This window comes from Sinorhizobium saheli, from assembly GCF_001651875.1.
GTDB classification, from domain to species: domain Bacteria; phylum Pseudomonadota; class Alphaproteobacteria; order Rhizobiales; family Rhizobiaceae; genus Sinorhizobium; species Sinorhizobium saheli.
Window position 1 is genome coordinate 39,198 of record NZ_LNQB01000093.1, and the last position, 17,511, is coordinate 56,708.

The 17,511-nt window shown below is 64.2% G+C and carries 18 protein-coding genes; 9 read left to right on the forward strand and 9 right to left on the reverse strand.

What is annotated here, in order from left to right; translation table 11 throughout:
- Positions 1–43: 43 nt before the first annotated feature.
- Complete coding sequence (locus tag ATB98_RS23860) at positions 44–1,147, forward strand: COX15/CtaA family protein (protein ID WP_066878197.1); 1,104 nt, start codon at positions 44–46, stop codon at positions 1,145–1,147.
- Positions 1,148–1,206: 59 nt separating this feature from the next.
- Here ATB98_RS23860 and argC read toward each other — a convergent pair whose 3' ends face one another.
- The 6 genes from argC to ATB98_RS23890 all read right to left on the reverse strand — a co-directional run bounded on the left by argC (position 1,207) and on the right by ATB98_RS23890 (position 5,184).
- Complete coding sequence (argC, locus tag ATB98_RS23865) at positions 1,207–2,139, reverse strand: N-acetyl-gamma-glutamyl-phosphate reductase (protein WP_066878199.1); 933 nt, start codon at positions 2,137–2,139, stop codon at positions 1,207–1,209.
- A gap of 83 nt (positions 2,140–2,222) precedes the next feature.
- The gene (gene speB / locus ATB98_RS23870) at positions 2,223–3,179 is read right to left on the reverse strand and encodes an agmatinase (protein WP_066878201.1); all 957 of its coding nucleotides are present in this window, start codon (positions 3,177–3,179) and stop codon (positions 2,223–2,225) included.
- A 2-nt stretch (positions 3,180–3,181) separates the two neighbouring features.
- A complete protein-coding gene (locus ATB98_RS23875) occupies positions 3,182–3,517 on the reverse strand; it encodes an antibiotic biosynthesis monooxygenase family protein (RefSeq protein ID WP_066878203.1) in 336 nt (111 codons plus the stop codon).
- A gap of 83 nt (positions 3,518–3,600) precedes the next feature.
- Positions 3,601–4,068: a 30S ribosomal protein S9 gene (gene rpsI / locus ATB98_RS23880; protein WP_064240799.1), complete on the reverse strand. Its 468-nt coding sequence runs from the start codon at positions 4,066–4,068 to the stop codon at positions 3,601–3,603.
- A 2-nt stretch (positions 4,069–4,070) separates the two neighbouring features.
- Positions 4,071–4,535: a 50S ribosomal protein L13 gene (gene rplM, locus ATB98_RS23885; protein ID WP_064240798.1), complete on the reverse strand. Its 465-nt coding sequence runs from the start codon at positions 4,533–4,535 to the stop codon at positions 4,071–4,073.
- Between the two features lie 217 nt (positions 4,536–4,752).
- Positions 4,753–5,184 (reverse strand): PaaI family thioesterase, encoded by a 432-nt coding sequence (locus ATB98_RS23890; RefSeq protein ID WP_066878205.1) that lies wholly within the window; start codon positions 5,182–5,184, stop codon positions 4,753–4,755.
- A gap of 186 nt (positions 5,185–5,370) precedes the next feature.
- On the opposite strand from ATB98_RS23890, the gene ATB98_RS23895 reads away from it, so the two are divergent.
- A complete protein-coding gene (locus ATB98_RS23895) occupies positions 5,371–6,192 on the forward strand; it encodes an enoyl-CoA hydratase (protein WP_066878208.1) in 822 nt (273 codons plus the stop codon).
- A gap of 122 nt (positions 6,193–6,314) precedes the next feature.
- Here ATB98_RS23895 and ATB98_RS23900 read toward each other — a convergent pair whose 3' ends face one another.
- Positions 6,315–7,151: a DMT family transporter gene (locus tag ATB98_RS23900; protein WP_066878210.1), complete on the reverse strand. Its 837-nt coding sequence runs from the start codon at positions 7,149–7,151 to the stop codon at positions 6,315–6,317.
- 311 nt (positions 7,152–7,462) lie between these two features.
- Between ATB98_RS23900 and ATB98_RS23905 the strand changes: the two genes are divergently transcribed.
- From ATB98_RS23905 to ATB98_RS23915, 3 genes are all read left to right on the forward strand, one after another.
- Positions 7,463–7,891 carry a CoA-binding protein gene (locus tag ATB98_RS23905; protein WP_066878212.1) on the forward strand — a complete coding sequence of 143 codons (429 nt, stop codon included), beginning with the start codon at positions 7,463–7,465 and terminating at the stop codon, positions 7,889–7,891.
- Between the two features lie 74 nt (positions 7,892–7,965).
- The gene (locus ATB98_RS23910; protein ID WP_066878214.1) at positions 7,966–9,249 is read left to right on the forward strand and encodes an O-acetylhomoserine aminocarboxypropyltransferase; all 1,284 of its coding nucleotides are present in this window, start codon (positions 7,966–7,968) and stop codon (positions 9,247–9,249) included.
- Between the two features lie 23 nt (positions 9,250–9,272).
- Positions 9,273–9,617: a cupin domain-containing protein gene (locus ATB98_RS23915; RefSeq protein ID WP_066878216.1), complete on the forward strand. Its 345-nt coding sequence runs from the start codon at positions 9,273–9,275 to the stop codon at positions 9,615–9,617.
- A gap of 22 nt (positions 9,618–9,639) precedes the next feature.
- On the opposite strand, the gene ATB98_RS23920 is transcribed toward ATB98_RS23915, so the two are convergent.
- Entirely contained in the window at positions 9,640–10,833 is a 1,194-nt protein-coding gene (locus ATB98_RS23920) for a right-handed parallel beta-helix repeat-containing protein (RefSeq protein ID WP_066878218.1), read from the reverse strand.
- Between the two features lie 89 nt (positions 10,834–10,922).
- Positions 10,923–12,170, reverse strand: coding sequence for a cytochrome P450 (locus ATB98_RS23925; RefSeq protein WP_066878220.1), 1,248 nt, complete (start codon positions 12,168–12,170; stop codon positions 10,923–10,925).
- Between the two features lie 185 nt (positions 12,171–12,355).
- Here ATB98_RS23925 and ATB98_RS23930 point away from each other — a divergent pair, with 185 nt between their 5' ends.
- The 4 genes from ATB98_RS23930 to clpX all read left to right on the forward strand — a co-directional run bounded on the left by ATB98_RS23930 (position 12,356) and on the right by clpX (position 17,318).
- Positions 12,356–13,210: an endonuclease/exonuclease/phosphatase family protein gene (locus tag ATB98_RS23930; protein ID WP_066878222.1), complete on the forward strand. Its 855-nt coding sequence runs from the start codon at positions 12,356–12,358 to the stop codon at positions 13,208–13,210.
- An 18-nt stretch (positions 13,211–13,228) separates the two neighbouring features.
- Complete coding sequence (locus ATB98_RS23935) at positions 13,229–14,788, forward strand: phospholipase D family protein (RefSeq protein ID WP_066878224.1); 1,560 nt, start codon at positions 13,229–13,231, stop codon at positions 14,786–14,788.
- A 335-nt stretch (positions 14,789–15,123) separates the two neighbouring features.
- A complete protein-coding gene (clpP, locus tag ATB98_RS23940; protein WP_066878226.1) occupies positions 15,124–15,756 on the forward strand; it encodes an ATP-dependent Clp endopeptidase proteolytic subunit ClpP in 633 nt (210 codons plus the stop codon).
- A 284-nt stretch (positions 15,757–16,040) separates the two neighbouring features.
- Complete coding sequence (gene clpX, locus ATB98_RS23945; RefSeq protein ID WP_066878229.1) at positions 16,041–17,318, forward strand: ATP-dependent Clp protease ATP-binding subunit ClpX; 1,278 nt, start codon at positions 16,041–16,043, stop codon at positions 17,316–17,318.
- The last annotated feature ends 193 nt before the right edge of the window (positions 17,319–17,511 follow it).

A 17,511-nucleotide genomic window follows, 5' to 3' on the forward strand; every position in this document is an offset into this window, starting at 1 on the left:
GCGCGCGAGCGCCGCACCCGTCAGGTACAACAAGGGAAAGGTCATGGCCCAGGCCGAATTGGCAACAGAACAGGTGCTCCTGAGCGAGATCGGAAGAACCGCGCGCAACCGCCGGCAGATCCGCGGCTGGCTGGCCGTCGTGCTTTTTGCGCTCTTTGCCCTGGTGCTCGTCGGCGGTGCGACGCGACTTACGGAATCCGGCCTCTCGATCACCGAATGGAAGCCGATCCACGGCGTCATTCCGCCGCTGTCGGCGGCGGAATGGGAAGAGGAGTTCCGCCTCTACCAGCGCATTCCGCAGTACGAGCAGCTCAACAAGGACATGACGGTCGAGGAATTCAAGACCATCTTCTGGTGGGAATGGGCGCATCGTCTGCTGGCGCGGAGCATCGGCGTGGTCTTCGCCGTGCCGCTTTTCTTCTTCTGGGTCACCGGGCGGATTGAGCGGCGATTGCGGCTGCCGCTCCTCGGCATTCTGGCGCTCGGCGGCTTTCAGGGCTTCATCGGCTGGTGGATGGTCTCTTCCGGCCTGGTCGAGCGGACAGAAGTCAGCCAGTACCGTCTCGCCACGCATCTCGTCATTGCCTGCCTGATCTTTGGCGCCTGCATGTGGATCTTCCGCGGACTTTGTCCGCATTCCGGCGACGCGCCGCCGACGAAAAGGTCGCAGACGGTGGCCGGCATCATCGCTGCCCTCGGCCTCTTCCAGATCTATCTGGGCGCGCTCGTCGCGGGCCTGGATGCGGGACTGTCCTATAACACCTGGCCGCTGATGGACGGCGCCATCGTGCCGGCGGACCTGTTCGTGCAGCAACCGGCCTGGATCAATCTCTTCGAAAATCCGAAGACCGTGCAGTTCGTCCACCGGGTCGGCGCCTATCTGCTGTTCGCGGTGGCGCTCTGGCACATGGTCACGTCATGGCGCGACGCGCCGGGAACGACGCATGCCCGCCGTTCCGTGCTCCTGTTCGGCTTGGTGACGCTCCAGGCGGCGATCGGCATCACCACGCTTCTCCTGCAGGTGCCGATCGGCTGGGGCGTTCTGCACCAGGCGGGCGCCTTGATCGTGCTGGGTTTTGCTATCGCCCACTGGCGCGGCTTTGTCGGCGAATATCCGAGAGAGACGGCGATCGAAGTTCGCGATTGATCGGGGCCTCACCTGTAGCGGCGAGGGGGTTGGCGGGCTCCCGGTTCTTCTCCGCCCTATCAGGCGGAAAGCATCAGATCCATGTTCTGGACTGCCGCCCCGGAGGCGCCCTTGCCGAGGTTGTCGAGCAGCGCCACCAGGTTGACATGCGCGCCGCCGTCGGTGCCGAAGGCGAAGAGCTTCATCGTGTCCTTGCCGGCGAGCGCGGTCGCATCGATCCGCGCGAGCTTGGCGCTTTCGTCAAGCGGCACGACCTCGACGATCGACTGGCCGGCATAGTGGGCGACGAGGGCGGCATGGATGCTTTCGAGCGTCGCGCCGGGGGCGAGCTCCTCGAGATAGAGCGGCACCTGAACGATCATGCCCTGCGGGAACTTGCCGACGGACGGCGCGAAGATCGGCGCGCGCTCGAGAAGCCCGTGCATCTTCATCTCCGGCACGTGCTTGTGCTTGAGGGTGAGCCCGTAGAGGAAATGCGGCGCGGTGATGCGGTCGGGATGGCTCTCGTCTTCCATCTGCGCGATCATCTGCTTGCCGCCGCCGGTGTAGCCCGAAACCGCATTGACGGTGACCGGATAACCATCCGGCAGGATGCCGGCCTGGCGTAGGGGCCGGATCAGGGCGATCGCCCCGGTCGGGTAGCAGCCGGGATTGGCGACATGGCGCGCATCGCGAATCTTCGCCGGCTGCGCCTTGTCCATCTCGGCGAAGCCGTAGGCCCAATCGGGCGCGACGCGATGGGCGGTCGAGGTATCGATGATGCGCACGCGGTTGTTGCCGGCGACCATGGCGACGGCCTCGCGCGAGGCATCGTCGGGCAGGCAGAGGATGGCGATGTCGGCGCCGTTCAGGAGCTCTTCGCGCATTGCCGCATTGCGGCGTTCCGCCTCCGGGATCGACAGGAGTTCGAGATCCGTGCGACCGGCCATGCGTGCACGGATCTGCAGGCCCGTGGTGCCGTGTTCGCCATCGATGAAGATCTTCGGTTTCATGATTTTTCCTGCTCCCGCAGACATTTACGGAACTTTCCGGAATCAGCCTGGCATCGAATTGAATCTGTTTGTCAACGCGGCGCTCAGCCGCGTCGTTCCGCGAGCCATTCGGCGCGCAGGCCCAGCATATACATGGCGATGGTCGCGCCAGCAATGGCGGTCATGTCGGCGTGATCATAGGCGGGCGCCACCTCGACCACATCGCTGCCGGTGACATGAAGCGCTCCGAGCTTGCGCAGGACCGACAGGATCTTCGCGCTCGAGGGGCCGCCGGCGACAGGCGTGCCGGTGCCGGGAGCGAAGGCAGGATCGAGGCAGTCGATGTCGAAGGTCAGGTAGGCCGGATGGCTGCCGACATGGCGCACGATCGTGTCGGCGATCTCCTCGGCGCGCATCTCCTCCACCTCGTAACCGTAGACGATGCGGATGCCACAATCCTCCGGGGCGTGCGTGCGGATACCGATCTGGATCGAGCGCTCGACGTCGATCAGCCCTTCGCGAGCGGCGCGGCCGACGAAGGATCCGTGGTCGATGCGCCCTTTCTCGTCCGGCCAGGTATCCTGGTGGGCGTCGAACTGGACGAGGGCGAGGGGGCCATGCAGTGCCGCATGGGCCTTGAGGATGGGATAGGTGACGAAATGGTCGCCGCCGAGCGTCAGCAGGTAGGCGCCCGACGTCAGGATTTTTGCCGCATCCCGCTCGATGGTTGCCGGCGTCCTGGCATGGTTGCCGTAATCGAGGAGGCAGTCGCCGTAATCGATCGTCGCCATGTCGGCGAAGAGATCGCGCTCGAACGGATATTGCGGGTCGTTGTCGAAGATCGCCGAAGCGCGGCGGATCGCCTGCGGACCGAAACGGGCGCCCGGCCGGTTCGAGGTGGCGGCATCGAAGGGAATGCCCCAGACGACGGTGTCCACGCCCTGGAGCTGCTTGGTATATTTCCGCCGCATGAAGGAAAGCACGCCGGCATGAGTCGGGTCCGTGGCCGCGCTATGAAGCGAGCGGGTGGTGACGGCGTGGTCGATGGTCTTCGGAGCCATGGTCAGCCCTCCGCCTTGCTATGGCCATAGGCGCGTTCGACGCGCGCCACGCGCACCTCGTAGTGGCGGTACCATTCGGCACGGCCCTGCTTTTGAGCAGCGAGATGATCGACGTTTCTCTTCCAGGCTCGGATGGAATCTTCATCGCTCCAGTAGGCATTCGTGATTCCGAAGCCGTCACTACCACGAACGCTCTCGACGCCAAGAAAGCCGGGCTGCTCGCGCGCCAATTCCTCCATGGCTTCGGCCATCTCTCCATAGCCGTTGTCGCCGTCTGTCCGGGCGGAAGAGAAGCAGACGACGTAGTAGGGCGGGGCAGGCAATTTGGCGAAGGGCATTCGATGCTCCCATGATCGATCCGCAAAAGAAAAAAGGCGGAGCTGAAAGCCCCGCCTTTCGATCTCGTAATCCCTGAGCGCGATTAACGCTTGGAGAACTGGAACGAACGGCGTGCCTTTGCACGGCCGTACTTCTTGCGCTCGACGACGCGGCTGTCGCGGGTCAGGAAGCCGCCACGCTTCAGAACGGAGCGCAGGCCCGGTTCGAAGTAGGTGAGCGCCTTGGCGATGCCGTGACGAACGGCACCGGCCTGGCCGGAAAGGCCGCCGCCGGCAACGGTTGCGTCGATGTCGAACTGGCCGTCACGGGCCGCTGCGACGATCGGCTGCTGCAGGATCATCTGCAGGACCGGACGGGCGAAATAGGCCGAGAACGGCTTGCCGTTGACGGTGATCTTGCCGGAGCCGGCCTTGACCCAAACGCGGGCGACGGCGTCCTTGCGCTTGCCGGTCGCGTAGGAACGGCCCTGCGCGTCGACCTTCTTGACGTGAACCGGAGCAGCCGGTTCCGCGGTCGTGGCGATGTCCTTGAGAGCGGAGAGGTCGGCCATTATCAGGCGCTCCTTGTGTTCTTGCTGTTCAGCTTGGCGACGTCGAGGACTGTCGGCTGCTGTGCTTCATGCGGGTGGTTGGAGCCGGCGTAGACACGCAGGTTCTTCATCTGGCGACGGCCGAGCGGGCCGCGCGGAACCATGCGCTCGACGGCCTTCTCGATGACGCGCTCCGGGAAGCGGCCTTCGATGATCTGACGCGCGGTGCGCTCCTTGATGCCGCCGGGATAGCCGGTGTGCCAGTAGTACTTCTTGTCGGTGTACTTCTTGCCGGTGAGAACGGCCTTCTCGGCGTTGATGACGATGACGTTGTCGCCGTCGTCGACGTGGGGCGTGAAGGTGGCCTTATGCTTGCCGCGCAGGCGGTTTGCGATGATGGAAGCGAGGCGACCGACAACGAGGCCTTCGGCGTCGATGAGGATCCACTTCTTCTCCACCTCTGCAGGCTTCTGAACGAAGGTTGCCATGTCTAAACTCTTTCGTTGGACCCGGAACGAACCGGGCGTTTCTTGTTGCTTGCTTTGACCCGGATGAGGCCAAAAAAGAAGGCGGCCCGATCGGACCGCGTTCTGCCGCAGCTTATACGGAAGCGGGAAAACAAGGTCAAGAGCGCCGATCTGAACGGCGCGAAAGAAAAGCAAACAAAATCAGCATGTTGGCTATGTGGTTTCTTAATACCACAAATCAACGGGGCGGAATCGAGTAGGTCGCGGTGGCGTGGGCAACCAGTTCGTCGCCCGCAACGGGCGTGATCGCGGCGTCGAGAACGGCAAGCCGCTTGCCGAGTTTCAGGATCCGGCAGGTGCATTCGAGCGGCTCCGGCTCGGGCTTGCGCAGGAAGTTGATGTTGAGGTTCGTCGTGACCGCGAGCGCGACCGGACCGATATGGGCGATCAGCGCGATATAGGCCGAGACGTCCGCGAGTGCGAAAAGCGTCGGCCCGGAAACGGTGCCGCCCGGCCGAATGTGGCGCTCGTTCGGATCGAGCCGCATCGTCGCGAAACCGGGGCCGGTATCCGTGACGGCGAAGACCTTGCCGTCCGTGTGCACCTGCGGGAAATCGGTGTCGAGAAAGCGATTGAGCTCCTCGACGGTCATGATCGGCTGCAAAGTCATCGCGCCCTCCGTCTTGCCCCTTACACGACGTCCGGGAGCTTCGCGCAAGCTGGAAAATGGTCTGGGACCGCGCCGCTCCGCCCGCGTCCCGGATCACGCTTCTTGAAATCGATCCCGCGGCGCGGGGTTGAAAGGCCGGCCGGGGCGGCGTACCACGGGTCGTCTTGCGGATACCGGGAGAACACCATGGCGCACGTCGTTTCATTCAGGAAGGAAGAGCCGAGCGGTCCTTTGCTGCGCGAGGTGAGCGGCCCTGTCCTGCGGCTGACGCTCAACAATCCTCCCGCCAATACGCTGTCGATCGCGCTCATGGAAGCGCTGCTCGCCGCACTCGACGCGGCGGCCGCATCGAAGGAGATCAAGGTCGTCGTCATCGCCGCCGCCGGCAAGCTCTTTTCCGCCGGCCATGACCTCAAGGAGATGACGCAGCACCGCGCCGATGCCGATCGGGGCCGGGCCTTCTTCGAGCGCACCATCCGCCTTGCCGCCGAAATCATGCTGAAGATCGGCAAGCTGCCGCAGGCGGTGATCGCCGAGATCGACGGCCTCGCGACGGCGGCCGGCTGCCAGCTGGTCGCAAGCTGCGACCTCGCAATTTGCACCGACACGTCGACCTTCTGCACGCCCGGCGTGAATATCGGGCTCTTCTGCTCGACGCCGATGGTGGCGCTGACGCGCGCGGCGCACCGCAAGCAGGCGATGGAGATGCTGCTGACCGGCGAGACGATCGATGCCGGAACCGCCAAGGACTTCGGGCTCGTCAACCGCATCGTGCCGCAGCAATATCTGCGGCAGGTGGTCGACAAATATGCTTCCGTGATCGCCTCGAAATCGCCGCAGGCGCTGAAGATCGGCAAGGAAGCCTTTTATCGGCAGGCCGACATGCCCGTGGCGGAGGCCTACGACTACGCGGTCGGCGTCATGGTCGAGAACATGCTCGCCAGCGATGCCGAAGAGGGCATCGGCGCCTTTCTCGGCAAGCGCATGCCGGAATGGAACGAAGAGTAGCCGGGAAGCATCGCGTCGTTCTTGAGCATTTTGCAGTCAGGTGGAATCACCTGACGTCGCGCAGATGCGGCAAAAACAAAAAGATAGAGCGGCGGCGCGAACGCATGTGAGCGCATCCCGCCCTAAGCGAGCCTCAGGAGCAGGGCGCCGAGCGCAATGACGCAGGCGGCGGCGGCGCGCCAGATGCTGACCCGTTCCTTCAAAAAGACGGCCGAGATCACGACCGCGAAGAGGATCGAGGTTTCCCGGAGGGCCGCGACGGTGGCGACCGGGGCCTTGGTCATCGCCCAAAGCGCCAGGCCGTAAGCCGCGAGCGATCCGCCGCCGCCGATCAGGCCGCGCCACCAGTGCCGGCCGACATGCCGCGCCACCGGCCGCACGCCGCGGCTTGCGAAAGCCCAGGCGAAGAGCAGGACCGGCGGCAGGAGCGCCATCCACAGCGTATAGGATATCGCGTTGCCGGAAAGCCGCGCGCCGATGCCGTCGACATAGGTGTAGCTGGCGATCACGCAGGCGTTGATGAGGGCGAGCATGATCGCGTGCCTGCCGCCGTTGCGGGATTCGAAGGCGAGCGTCAGCACCCCCGCCGAGATCGTCAGGATGCCGGCGAGCGCCCCTCCGGTCAGCGTCTCGCCGATGACGATGCTGCTGGTTGCCGCGACGATGAGAGGTGCCACGCCCCGCATCAGCGGATAGACGAGACCGATGTCTCCCGCGCGGTAGGAGGCCGCCACCAGTTGGAAATAGGCGAACTGAAACAGCGCCGACACGACGATGTAGGGCCAGGCTTCCGGCTGCGGCAGCGGCAGAAAGGGGAGGAAGGGAAGCGCCACCGTCGCTGCGCCGAGGGCGATCATCGCCGCGTCCAGCGACTTTTCCGAACCTGATTTGACGAGCGCATTCCATATCGCGTGCAGCAGCGCCCCGAAAAGGACGAGCACAATGACATCGAGCGGCAAGATGGACCTCGGCGGGACGTGGAGGAAGCTCTACCGCATGTCTCCTTGAATCGACCTCGATTTACGGACGAAGACATGCAGCAATTCAAAGTGCAGCGACCTTATGCGCGTCCGATAAGACGCGCGACGCTGTAGCGGTTGTCGCCTTGCTACGGCGGAAATGCAACCGATTTCGCCCGATCCCGGCCGGAATCCGGATGACCGGCAACGAAACGGTGCAAATGCCGGCCGAAAATGGGCGGCTCGGTTGACTAACCGCGGCGCGGCCTCGACTATCCGCGTATCACCAAGGAGCGCCTGGATATGCAAGCATGAACCACGACGCCTACCCGGATTTCTATCTCGCCGACATCCTGCGTGAGACGAAGACCATCGCGCTCGTCGGCGCCTCGCCGAAGCCCGAGCGGCCGAGCCATCGCGTCATGGCCTTCCTGCTGCGCAAGGGTTATCACGTCATTCCCGTCAATCCCGGCCATGCCGGACGCATGATCCTCGATCAGCCGGTGGTGGCGCGGCTTGCCGATATCGGCGAACCGATCGATATGGTCGACGTCTTTCGCGCGGCCCACGCTCTGCCCGCGCTCGTCGACGAGATCCTGGCCCTGCCGTCCTTGCCGAAGGTGATCTGGGGGCAATTGTCGGTGCGCGACGACGAGGCCGCGGCCAAGGCCGAGGCGGCGGGCGTCAAGGTCGTCATGGACCGCTGCCCGGCAATCGAATATCCGCGGCTCATCGGCTGATCGGTTGTTGAAAGCGCAGCGGGACCGAAGCTGCCCACACATATCCTTGTCGCGCTCGACTTTTGGAGGAAGCAATGACGAAATCCGGCCCCGGCTTCAGCACGCTTGCGGTTCACGCGGGAGCACAGCCGGACCCGGCAACCGGCGCGCGGGCAACGCCGATCTACCAGACGACGAGCTTCGTCTTCGAGGATGCCGACCATGCGGCCGCGCTCTTTGGCCTTGAGCAGTTCGGCAACATCTACACCCGCATCATGAACCCAACGCAGGCGGTGCTGGAGGAGCGGATCGCGGCCCTCGAGGGCGGCGCCGCCGCATTGGCGGTCGCCTCGGGACATGCCGCGCAACTGCTCGCCTTCCACACGATGATGGGGCCTGGCGACAATTTCGTCGCTGCCAGGCAGCTTTACGGCGGCTCCGTCAACCAGTTCGGGCAGGCCTTCAGATCCTTCGACTGGCAGGTCCGCTGGGCGGACTCGTCCGATCCGGCGAGCTTCGAGGCCCGCATCGATGAGCGCACGAAGGCAATCTTCATCGAAAGCCTCGCCAATCCGGGCGGCACCTTCGTCGATATCGCCGCGATCGCAGAGATCGCGCACCGGTACGGGCTGCCGCTCGTCGTCGACAACACCATGGCGACGCCCTATCTGGTGCGGCCGCTCGAACACGGCGCCGACATCGTCGTCCATTCGCTGACCAAGTTCATCGGCGGCCACGGCAATTCCATGGGCGGCATCCTCGTCGACGGCGGCACTTTCGACTGGTCGAAGTCCGGCAAGTATCCGCTCCTATCCGAGCCGCGGCCGGAATATGGCGGCATCGTGCTGCACCAGGCCTTCGGAAACTTCGCCTTCGCCGTCGCTGCGCGTGTTCTGGGCCTGAGGGATTTCGGACCGGCGATCTCGCCCTTCAATGCCTTCCTGATCCAGACCGGCGTCGAGACGCTGCCGCTTCGGATGCAGCGCCATTGCGACAATGCGCTGGCGGTGGCGACATGGCTGAAGGATCAGGAGAAGGTGTCCTGGGTTCGTTATGCCGGGCTCGAGGACGATCCGAACAACGCGCTCCAGAAGCGCTACTCGCCGAAGGGGGCAGGGGCCGTCTTCACCTTCGGGCTTGCCGGCGGGTACGAGGCCGGAAAACGCTTCGTCGAGGCGCTGGAGATGTTTTCCCATCTTGCCAATATCGGCGACACCCGCTCGCTCGTCATTCATCCCGCCTCGACCACCCACCGGCAGCTCACGCCGGAGCAGCAGGTCGCAGCCGGTGCGGGCCCGGATGTCATTCGCCTCTCGATCGGCATCGAGGACGTCGCCGACATCATCGCCGATCTGGAACAGGCGCTGGCGAAGGCCTGAGCCGGTTGAAAACGGAGGCTTCGATGAGCCACATGTTGCAATTCGCTCTCACTTCGGCCGAGGCCGAGGTCGGTGCGCCGGCAGCCGACCGGCTGATTTCCGGAACCCCTGAGTTCCGGACCTGGAATCTGGAGGAAGCGCCCGGCGGCCTCTATGCCGGCGTCTGGGAATCGACGCCCGGAAAATGGCTGATCGTCTATGACGAATGGGAGTATTTCCACATCCTTACGGGCCGCTCGATCGTGACCGAGGAGGGCGGAGAAGCCGTCCACCTCGGGGCCGGCGACAGCATGGTCCTGAGACCGGGCTTCAAGGGAACCTGGGAAGTCGTTGAAACGACTCGCAAGGAATACGTGATCCGGGTCTAGGCTGGCTATTCAGGGCCCGAGACTACCAGCCGCCCGTTGCCCTGTTCGCGCCGACGTCGTTCGTCGGATCGTCGTTGCGGATCAGGCTTTCGCTTCCGCCTTCGAGCTTGTTGTCGCGCACCACGTTGTTCTGGGCGAAATCGCGGTTGCTGGCGCTGCTGCCGAAGGGATAGGCCGGATCGGTGAAGCAGTAGCTGCGGCCGCCGTTGCGCGAATTCAGCCACACGGCCGGCTGCGCGAGGAACGACGACCGATAGCGGAAAGTGTTGCCGACGATCTGGTTGTATTGCGGTTTCTGGTGGCGGATCACGCCGCCTTCGCCGCAATTGCGATAGAGGAAGATGCCGCCGTTCTCGGCATGCTCGAACGTGTTGTTGGTGATCCTGTTGTTCGCCGAGCCGTCGATCGCGATCAACTCCCGGCTCTCCGTCGAAATCCCGAAGACATTGTTGCTGATCGTGTTGTTGGCGGACTCGGCGTCGAGATAGATGGCGACCGAGCTCGACTTGCCGCCGACCTTGGAATTGACGAGAGCCGCACTGGTCACGCCCGGCCCGACATAGAGGGGAATGCCGTCGGGGGCGTCGAAGCTCACGTTCTCGAGCCGGATGTTCCTGGGCGCGGAAGCCTGGGCGAATGCGGTGTGGCCGGGGTTTCGCGACGATGCCTTCATCGTCTCGCCATTGGCGTTCTCCCCCAGCCCGTAAATCCTGACGAAGCCCTTGATCCTGCAATTGCGGATGGTGACGCCCGACGGTGCGTCCCAGGCGCCGGAAGCGCTCTTCTTCGAACGCACGGCGACGGCGGTCTTCTGCTTGCGGGACTCGCCGGCGCTGACGTCGAGCGTGCCGCCGCCGCAATCGAGAACCGACCCGTAAGCAGCACTCCCTTCGAAGACGAGCGGATGGGTGATGACGTCCGAGGAGGAGAGGCGAAGGCTGCAGGCGACCGGGATGGCGTTAGCGCCCGGCGCCTTCAGCCTGGCTTGCAGATCGGCGCCGCAATTGGGCTTTTCCGCCACGGTCTCCACGGGTGGCGTGGAAGGGGGCGTCGGCGGGTTGGACGGTGGCGTCGGTCGAGAGGGATCGGGTTGTTGAACGGCCGGATACCGCGGCAGCTCCCGAAGAGCCGTATCTGCGACCATGGCAAGGTCGCTTTGGCAGCCGCTCAAGGCGAGGCCGATGACAATGAGGCTCTTGAACTTGATCGGCGGCATCGGCAGGCTCCCGTGGCATTTCGTCCAAAGGCCAATAAGCTTTTATGCTTAACGGAATTTGAACGGCATCCAGACCGTCCCTGCCGTAGCTACCAGACCAGATCGAGCCGCTCCAGCCCGTGGAAATGGAAGCTGTCCTTGACCGGCGGCTCGTGTCTCAGCCGCATCCCCGGCAGCCGTTCGAAGAGGATCGGTAGGGAGACCTTGAGTTCCAGCCGCGCAAGCGGCGCGCCGATGCAGAAATGCAGGCCGGCGCCGAACGAGAGGTTGGCGCCTTCGTCCCGGTCCGGCCTGAAGGTGCCGGGTGCGGAGAACTTGCGCGGATCGACATTGGCGGCGCCCAGCATCAGCCCGATCTTGTCGCCCTTCTTGAGGGCGATGCCGTCCTCGAGTTCGATGTCGGTCAGCGCATAGCGCTCGAAGATGTGCAGCGGGGCGGCGAAACGCAGGCATTCTTCGACCGTTCGTTCGGTGGCGTCTTCGCTCGCGAAGAGTTCGGCGGGGGCGAAACCCGATCGCAGGATCGTGCAGACCGCATTGCCGATCTGGTGCACCGTCGCCTCGTGACCGGCATTGAGAAGCAGCACGGTCGTCGAGATCAGTTCGGCGTCCGACAGCCGCTCGCCGTCCTTCTCCGCGGTGATCATGTGCGTGAGCAGGTCGTCCGCCGGCCGCACCCGCTTCTTCGCGATGATGCCCTTCAGGTAATCGGCGAATTCGGCCGAGGCCTGGTTGGCGTCGAGCTCGGTCTCGAAGCTCGGGTTGAAGACGTACATCTTCACCATGCGGTGCGACCAGTCGAGAAGCCGTGGCGCCGCCTCCGTCGGGATGCCGAGCATGCGCGCGATGATGGTGACGGGGATGGTCTCGGCATAGGTCTTCAGCAATTCGACCTCGCCACCCTTCTCGAAGCCGTCGATGACCGCATGCGAGAGCGCCGCGATCTCCGGCCTCAGCTGCTCGATCTGGCGGGAAACGAAGGCACGGTTGACGAGCGTGCGCAGGCGCGTGTGTGCCGGCGGCTCCAGTTCGAGCAGCGAATGCGCCTCCAACGCGTCGAAATCCTTGAGATGCGGCTTCGGCTCGGGCATGCCGAGCTCGTCGCGCGTTGCGACATGCAGGATCTGCCGGCCGAAGCGGCGGTCGCGCAGGAGGCCGTTCACCTGGTCGTAGCCTGCGAAGTACCATTGCTGCCGTTCTTCCCAGAAGAAGGCCGGGCATTGCGCATGGATCGCCGCATAGGCTGGAAGCGGGTTTCGGAAGAAGTCCGGATTGCGAACGTCGAGAGAAACGCGCCGGGCCGGGCCGTTGATTGCGATGGCAGAGGCTGCTGACATGAGATCGACTCTTCCGGATACGGGTGAGATCGCTTGGTTCTCCGCATCTCTATTGCGCCGGGTGCCGGCACCGCAAGGGCAATCGGCATTTGGGTCGGCGCAAGGAAACAAAGTGGCAGGGCGCACTTTTTCGTTGGCACCGCCCGACCTAATTGAGCATGATGCGGCAGCAAGCAGGGAGCGGCATGGCAAAGGCGCAGAGCAGTTTATCCGCGGGCATCATCGCGGCGATCCGGAAGCGACGGCCGACCGTCGTCAATCGTGACGCCGCCGTGAGCCGCGGCGACATCGTGATCGCCTCCTACAACATCCACAAATGCGTGGGCACCGACGGTCGCTTCGATCCGGGGCGAACCGCGCAGGTCATCGGCGAAATCGGAGCGGACATCTTCGCCCTCCAGGAGGCCGACCAGCGCTTCGGCGAACGCGCCGGGCTGCTCGATCTCGAGCACTTGCGCCGCGAGGCGCATCTTGTCTCCGTGCCAATCTCCGCTTTTTCCGAGAAGGGCCACGGCTGGCACGGCAATGTCCTTCTGATCCGTGAGGGCGCCGTCTCCGACGTGCGGCAGCTGAAACTGCCCGGCGTCGAGCCGCGCGGCGCCCTCGTGGTCGACCTCGACCTCAAGGCCGGGCCGCTCAGGGTGATCGCGGCGCATCTGGGCCTGCTGCGCCACTCCCGCGCGCGGCAGGCCGAAACGCTCCTGGAGGTGGCGGCGGACTCCGCCGGTCGGCCGACCCTGCTCATTGGCGATCTCAATGAGTGGCGCATGGGCAGGCGCTCTTCGCTGAAGTTCCTGAGCCCCACCTTCGACCCCTCCCATGCGGCGGTCGCGAGCTTCCCGTCGCGCTTTCCGTTGCTGCCGCTCGACCGGGTGCTCGGCAATCCGCATCATCTGGTGACGTCCGTCGAGGTGCACGATACGCCGCTGGCGCGGGTGGCATCGGATCATCTGCCGGTCAAGGCGTCGATCGACCTGAAGGCCGCCCACAAGGATGATGATGGTCGCCGTTCCGGCTTGATCGACGCGGAGACGGCGTAGCTGCCCAAGGCTGATGTGATGTGGTCCTGGATTGCGCTCCTTCTTGCGGTCCTCGTGGCGCTCGTCTTCGCCGCTGCCCTCTACGTCTATGGCCGGTTCGGGCGCCGGCCTCGGATCAAGCCCACCTTCGCGCTGCCGGTCGGCGGAGACAGGACCGGCATCGACGAGGACGTCGCTCCGCTTCTGACCGCCGCCGCCAACGAGAGCGCCGTTGCCCTCATATCCGACAACATCGACGCTTTCGTCGCTCGCGCCCATTCCGCGCGCCGGGCGGGCCGCTGCCTCGACCTGCAATATTATTACTGGAAGGACGAGCTGACCGGCTTTCTGCTGACGCGCGAGATCATCACTGCGGCCGATCGCGGCGTGCGCGTCCGGCTGCTGCTCGACGACATCAACGCCGGCATCCACGACCGCCTGTGCATCTCGCTCGACGCCCATCCGAACGTGGAGGTGCGTCTCTTCAACCCGAGCCGGGCGCGCACCGATCGCTTCCGCCGCGGCTTCGAGATGGCGATCCGCGCCTTCAGTGCCACGCGCCGGATGCACAACAAACTGTGGATCGCCGACGGCCGGCTGGCGATTGCCGGCGGCCGCAACATCGGCGACGCCTATTTCGACGCGGCCGAGCACTCGAACTTCCGTGACCTCGATGTCTGGATGACGGGCCCGGTCGTCGACCAGGCGACGGAAATGTTCGACCTCTATTGGAACAGCGCCTCGGTCCTGCCCATCGCGGCGCTCAGAACGCCGCGCAAGCATTACCTGCCGGCTTTGAGGGAGACGCTCGATGCGCTGGCGCGCACCGCCGCCGCGCGCTTCTACCTGGAAAGGGTGGCCGATCGGACGGCCCGGAAGGGGCCGCACTGGGGCGGCCGCCCCCTCCATCGCAGTTCGCAGGTCCGCATCGCCTTCGATCCGCCGGAAAAGGCCCTGCTGCAAAAGCGCCAGAACTGGCTGCTGCGCGAGCTTTTCCCGCTGATCAACCGCGCGAAGGACGATCTGCGCATCATCTCGCCCTATTTCATCCCGGGTGTGGAGGGCACGCGCCAGCTGGCGCAGCTGGCGGGCAAAGGGGCGAAAGTGGCGGTGCTGACGAATTCGCTTGCCGCGACCGACGTGGCGGCGGTGCACGGCGGCTATATGAAATACCGCAAGGGCCTGCTGCGGGCCGGCGTCGAGCTTTACGAGATGAAGGAGCGCGGCGATTTCGTCGACCGTCATCGCATGTCGCTGTTCGGCGCGCGCAATGCGAGCCTCCATACGAAGGCATTCGTCGTCGACGGCCTCGTCGGCTACGTGGGGTCGATGAATTTCGATCCGCGTTCCGCCTCGCTCAACACGGAGATGGGGGTCATCTTCTCCGATCGGGCGCTCGCAGCCGAGCTTCAGGCGATATTCGACGAGGAGACATCGCCGGGGCGAAGCTATCGTGTCCTGCTCGAGGAAGGCAGGCCCGCCTGGCATGACCGGATGAACGGAACCGTCCGGCGCTTACGGCGCGAGCCCGACGCCGGCATGCTGCGTCGCCTGATCGCGGGGGCGATCCGCTTCCTGCCGCTGGAGTCGCAGCTCTGAAGCGTCGCAGCTCCGAGCGGCTCCGGCGCATGCGAAGCCGTCGCAATCTTGCCCGGAACCGCCGCCAAAATTCACCGATCGTTTACCGCAGCAGCGGGAATGCCTGTGCGCAAGCCGCCGCCATCATGGTCCCGCGGAGGGCAGCGTTGGAAAAATGTTCTATCGGCGATCCGGGTCGGCCGACGAAAAGCTCTGGACCGGCGATCTGCGACCATTAAGCTAATCCAATGTTCGCGACTTGAAGTGAAGGGCATTGACACTCTATGTAAGGTCTGAGGCTTTTCCGATGATTCCGGTCCGCTTAAGGCTGCGGGCGCGATTGATGAAGGTTCGATATGAGAAATCCAGTTGATACGGCCATGGCGCTGGTGCCGATGGTTGTTGAGCAGACCAACCGCGGCGAACGGTCCTATGACATCTACTCGCGCCTGCTCAAGGAGCGCATCATCTTCCTGACGGGTCCGGTCGAAGATCACATGGCGACGCTTGTCTGCGCGCAATTGCTTTTCCTCGAGGCGGAAAACCCGAAAAAGGAAATCGCGCTTTACATCAACTCCCCGGGCGGCGTGGTGACGGCCGGCATGGCCATCTACGACACGATGCAGTTCATCAAGCCGGCGGTTTCGACCCTCTGCATCGGTCAGGCCGCATCCATGGGCTCGCTGCTGCTCGCCGCCGGCCACAAGGACATGCGCTTCGCGACGCCGAATTCCCGCATCATGGTGCACCAGCCCTCCGGCGGCTTCCAGGGGCAAGCGTCCGATATCGAACGCCATGCGCGCGACATTCTGAAGATGAAGCGCCGGCTGAACGAGGTCTATGTCAAGCATTGCGGCCGCACCTATGAAGAGGTGGAACAGACGCTTGACCGAGATCATTTCATGAGTGCGGACGAGGCGCTGGACTGGGGCCTGATCGACAAGGTGATCACCTCGCGCGACGCCGTCGAGGCCGCCACACAGGGCTGAAATTCGAGCTTTTGTGTCACCGGAGATGTAATTGTGACACATTTGTAAGAGGTAAGGGGCTTTATCGACAGGGTAAAGCCGTTAATATGAATCGTTGATGCCATGCTTGAATCTCGGAGCATGGCATTCGGACGGGAGAGTCGTTGCAACCGAGGATCGGGCCCGCGGCCCGAAGCGGTGGGTACTCCCGAGAACCTTGTGCGGCCTGGGGCCTTCGTGCAGGGCGAACTGAGTGGTCCGTGATATCTTTCCGAAGGTGTCCGGCGTGCTGGAAGGAAGTGGAAATGAGCAAGGTCAGCGGTAGCAACGGCGGTGACTCGAAGAATACCCTCTATTGTTCGTTTTGCGGCAAGAGCCAGCATGAAGTCCGCAAGCTGATTGCCGGACCGACCGTGTTCATCTGCGATGAATGCGTCGAACTCTGCATGGACATCATCCGCGAGGAGAACAAGACCTCGATGGTCAAGTCCCGCGATGGCGTGCCCACCCCGCAGGAGATCATCAAGGTCCTCGACGAATACGTCATCGGTCAGCAGCAGGCCAAGCGCATCCTGTCGGTTGCGGTGCACAACCATTACAAGCGCCTCGCCCACGCGGCGAAGAGCAGCGACGTCGAACTGGCGAAGTCGAACATCATGCTCGTCGGCCCGACCGGTTGCGGCAAGACCTATCTGGCGCAGACGCTGGCCCGCATCATCGACGTTCCCTTCACCATGGCCGACGCCACCACGCTGACCGAGGCCGGCTATGTCGGCGAGGACGTCGAGAACATCATCCTCAAGCTCCTCCAGGCTGCCGACTACAATGTCGAGCGCGCGCAGCGCGGCATCGTCTATATCGACGAGGTCGACAAGATTTCGCGCAAGTCCGACAACCCCTCGATCACCCGCGACGTTTCCGGCGAGGGCGTGCAGCAGGCGCTCCTGAAGATCATGGAAGGCACCATCGCTTCGGTGCCGCCGCAGGGTGGCCGCAAGCACCCGCAGCAGGAATTCCTGCAGGTGGACACGACGAACATCCTGTTCATCTGCGGCGGCGCCTTCGCCGGCCTCGACAAGATCATCTCCGCCCGCGGCGAGAAGACCTCGATCGGCTTCGGCGCGACCGTGCGCGCTCCGGAAGACCGCCGGGTCGGCGAGGTTCTGCGCGACCTCGAGCCGGAAGACCTGGTCAAGTTCGGCCTGATCCCCGAATTCATCGGCCGCCTGCCGGTTCTGGCGACGCTGGAGGACCTCGACGAGGACGCCCTGATCCAGATCCTGTCGGAGCCGAAGAACGCGCTCGTCAAGCAGTACCAGCGCCTGTTCGAGATGGAAGACGTGGAACTGACCTTCCACGAGGACGCGCTGCGCGAGATCGCCCGCCGCGCGATCGTGCGCAAGACCGGCGCGCGCGGCCTGCGCTCGATCATGGAGAAGATCCTGCTCGACACCATGTTCGAGCTCCCGACGCTCGAAGGCGTCCGCGAGGTCGTGATTTCGGACGAGGTGGTCAAGGGAACGGCCCGTCCGCTCTACATCTACTCGGAGCGCTCCGAGGAGAAGACCAACGTCTCGGCCTGACGGCCACTCACGATAGTTTGAAAAGCCCGCCGCGTGCGGGCTTTTTCATGCGCGCGCATCGCGCGCGGCGCTGTGGCGCTCGTCTCCCGGCGGTGACGGCCCGGAAGCCGGATTGGCGTCGCGAATTTGAATGAATTCGGTTCAAAATCATTGTGATCTCGCCAATCGATTGTTGCTAAAGTGCAGCAACGAC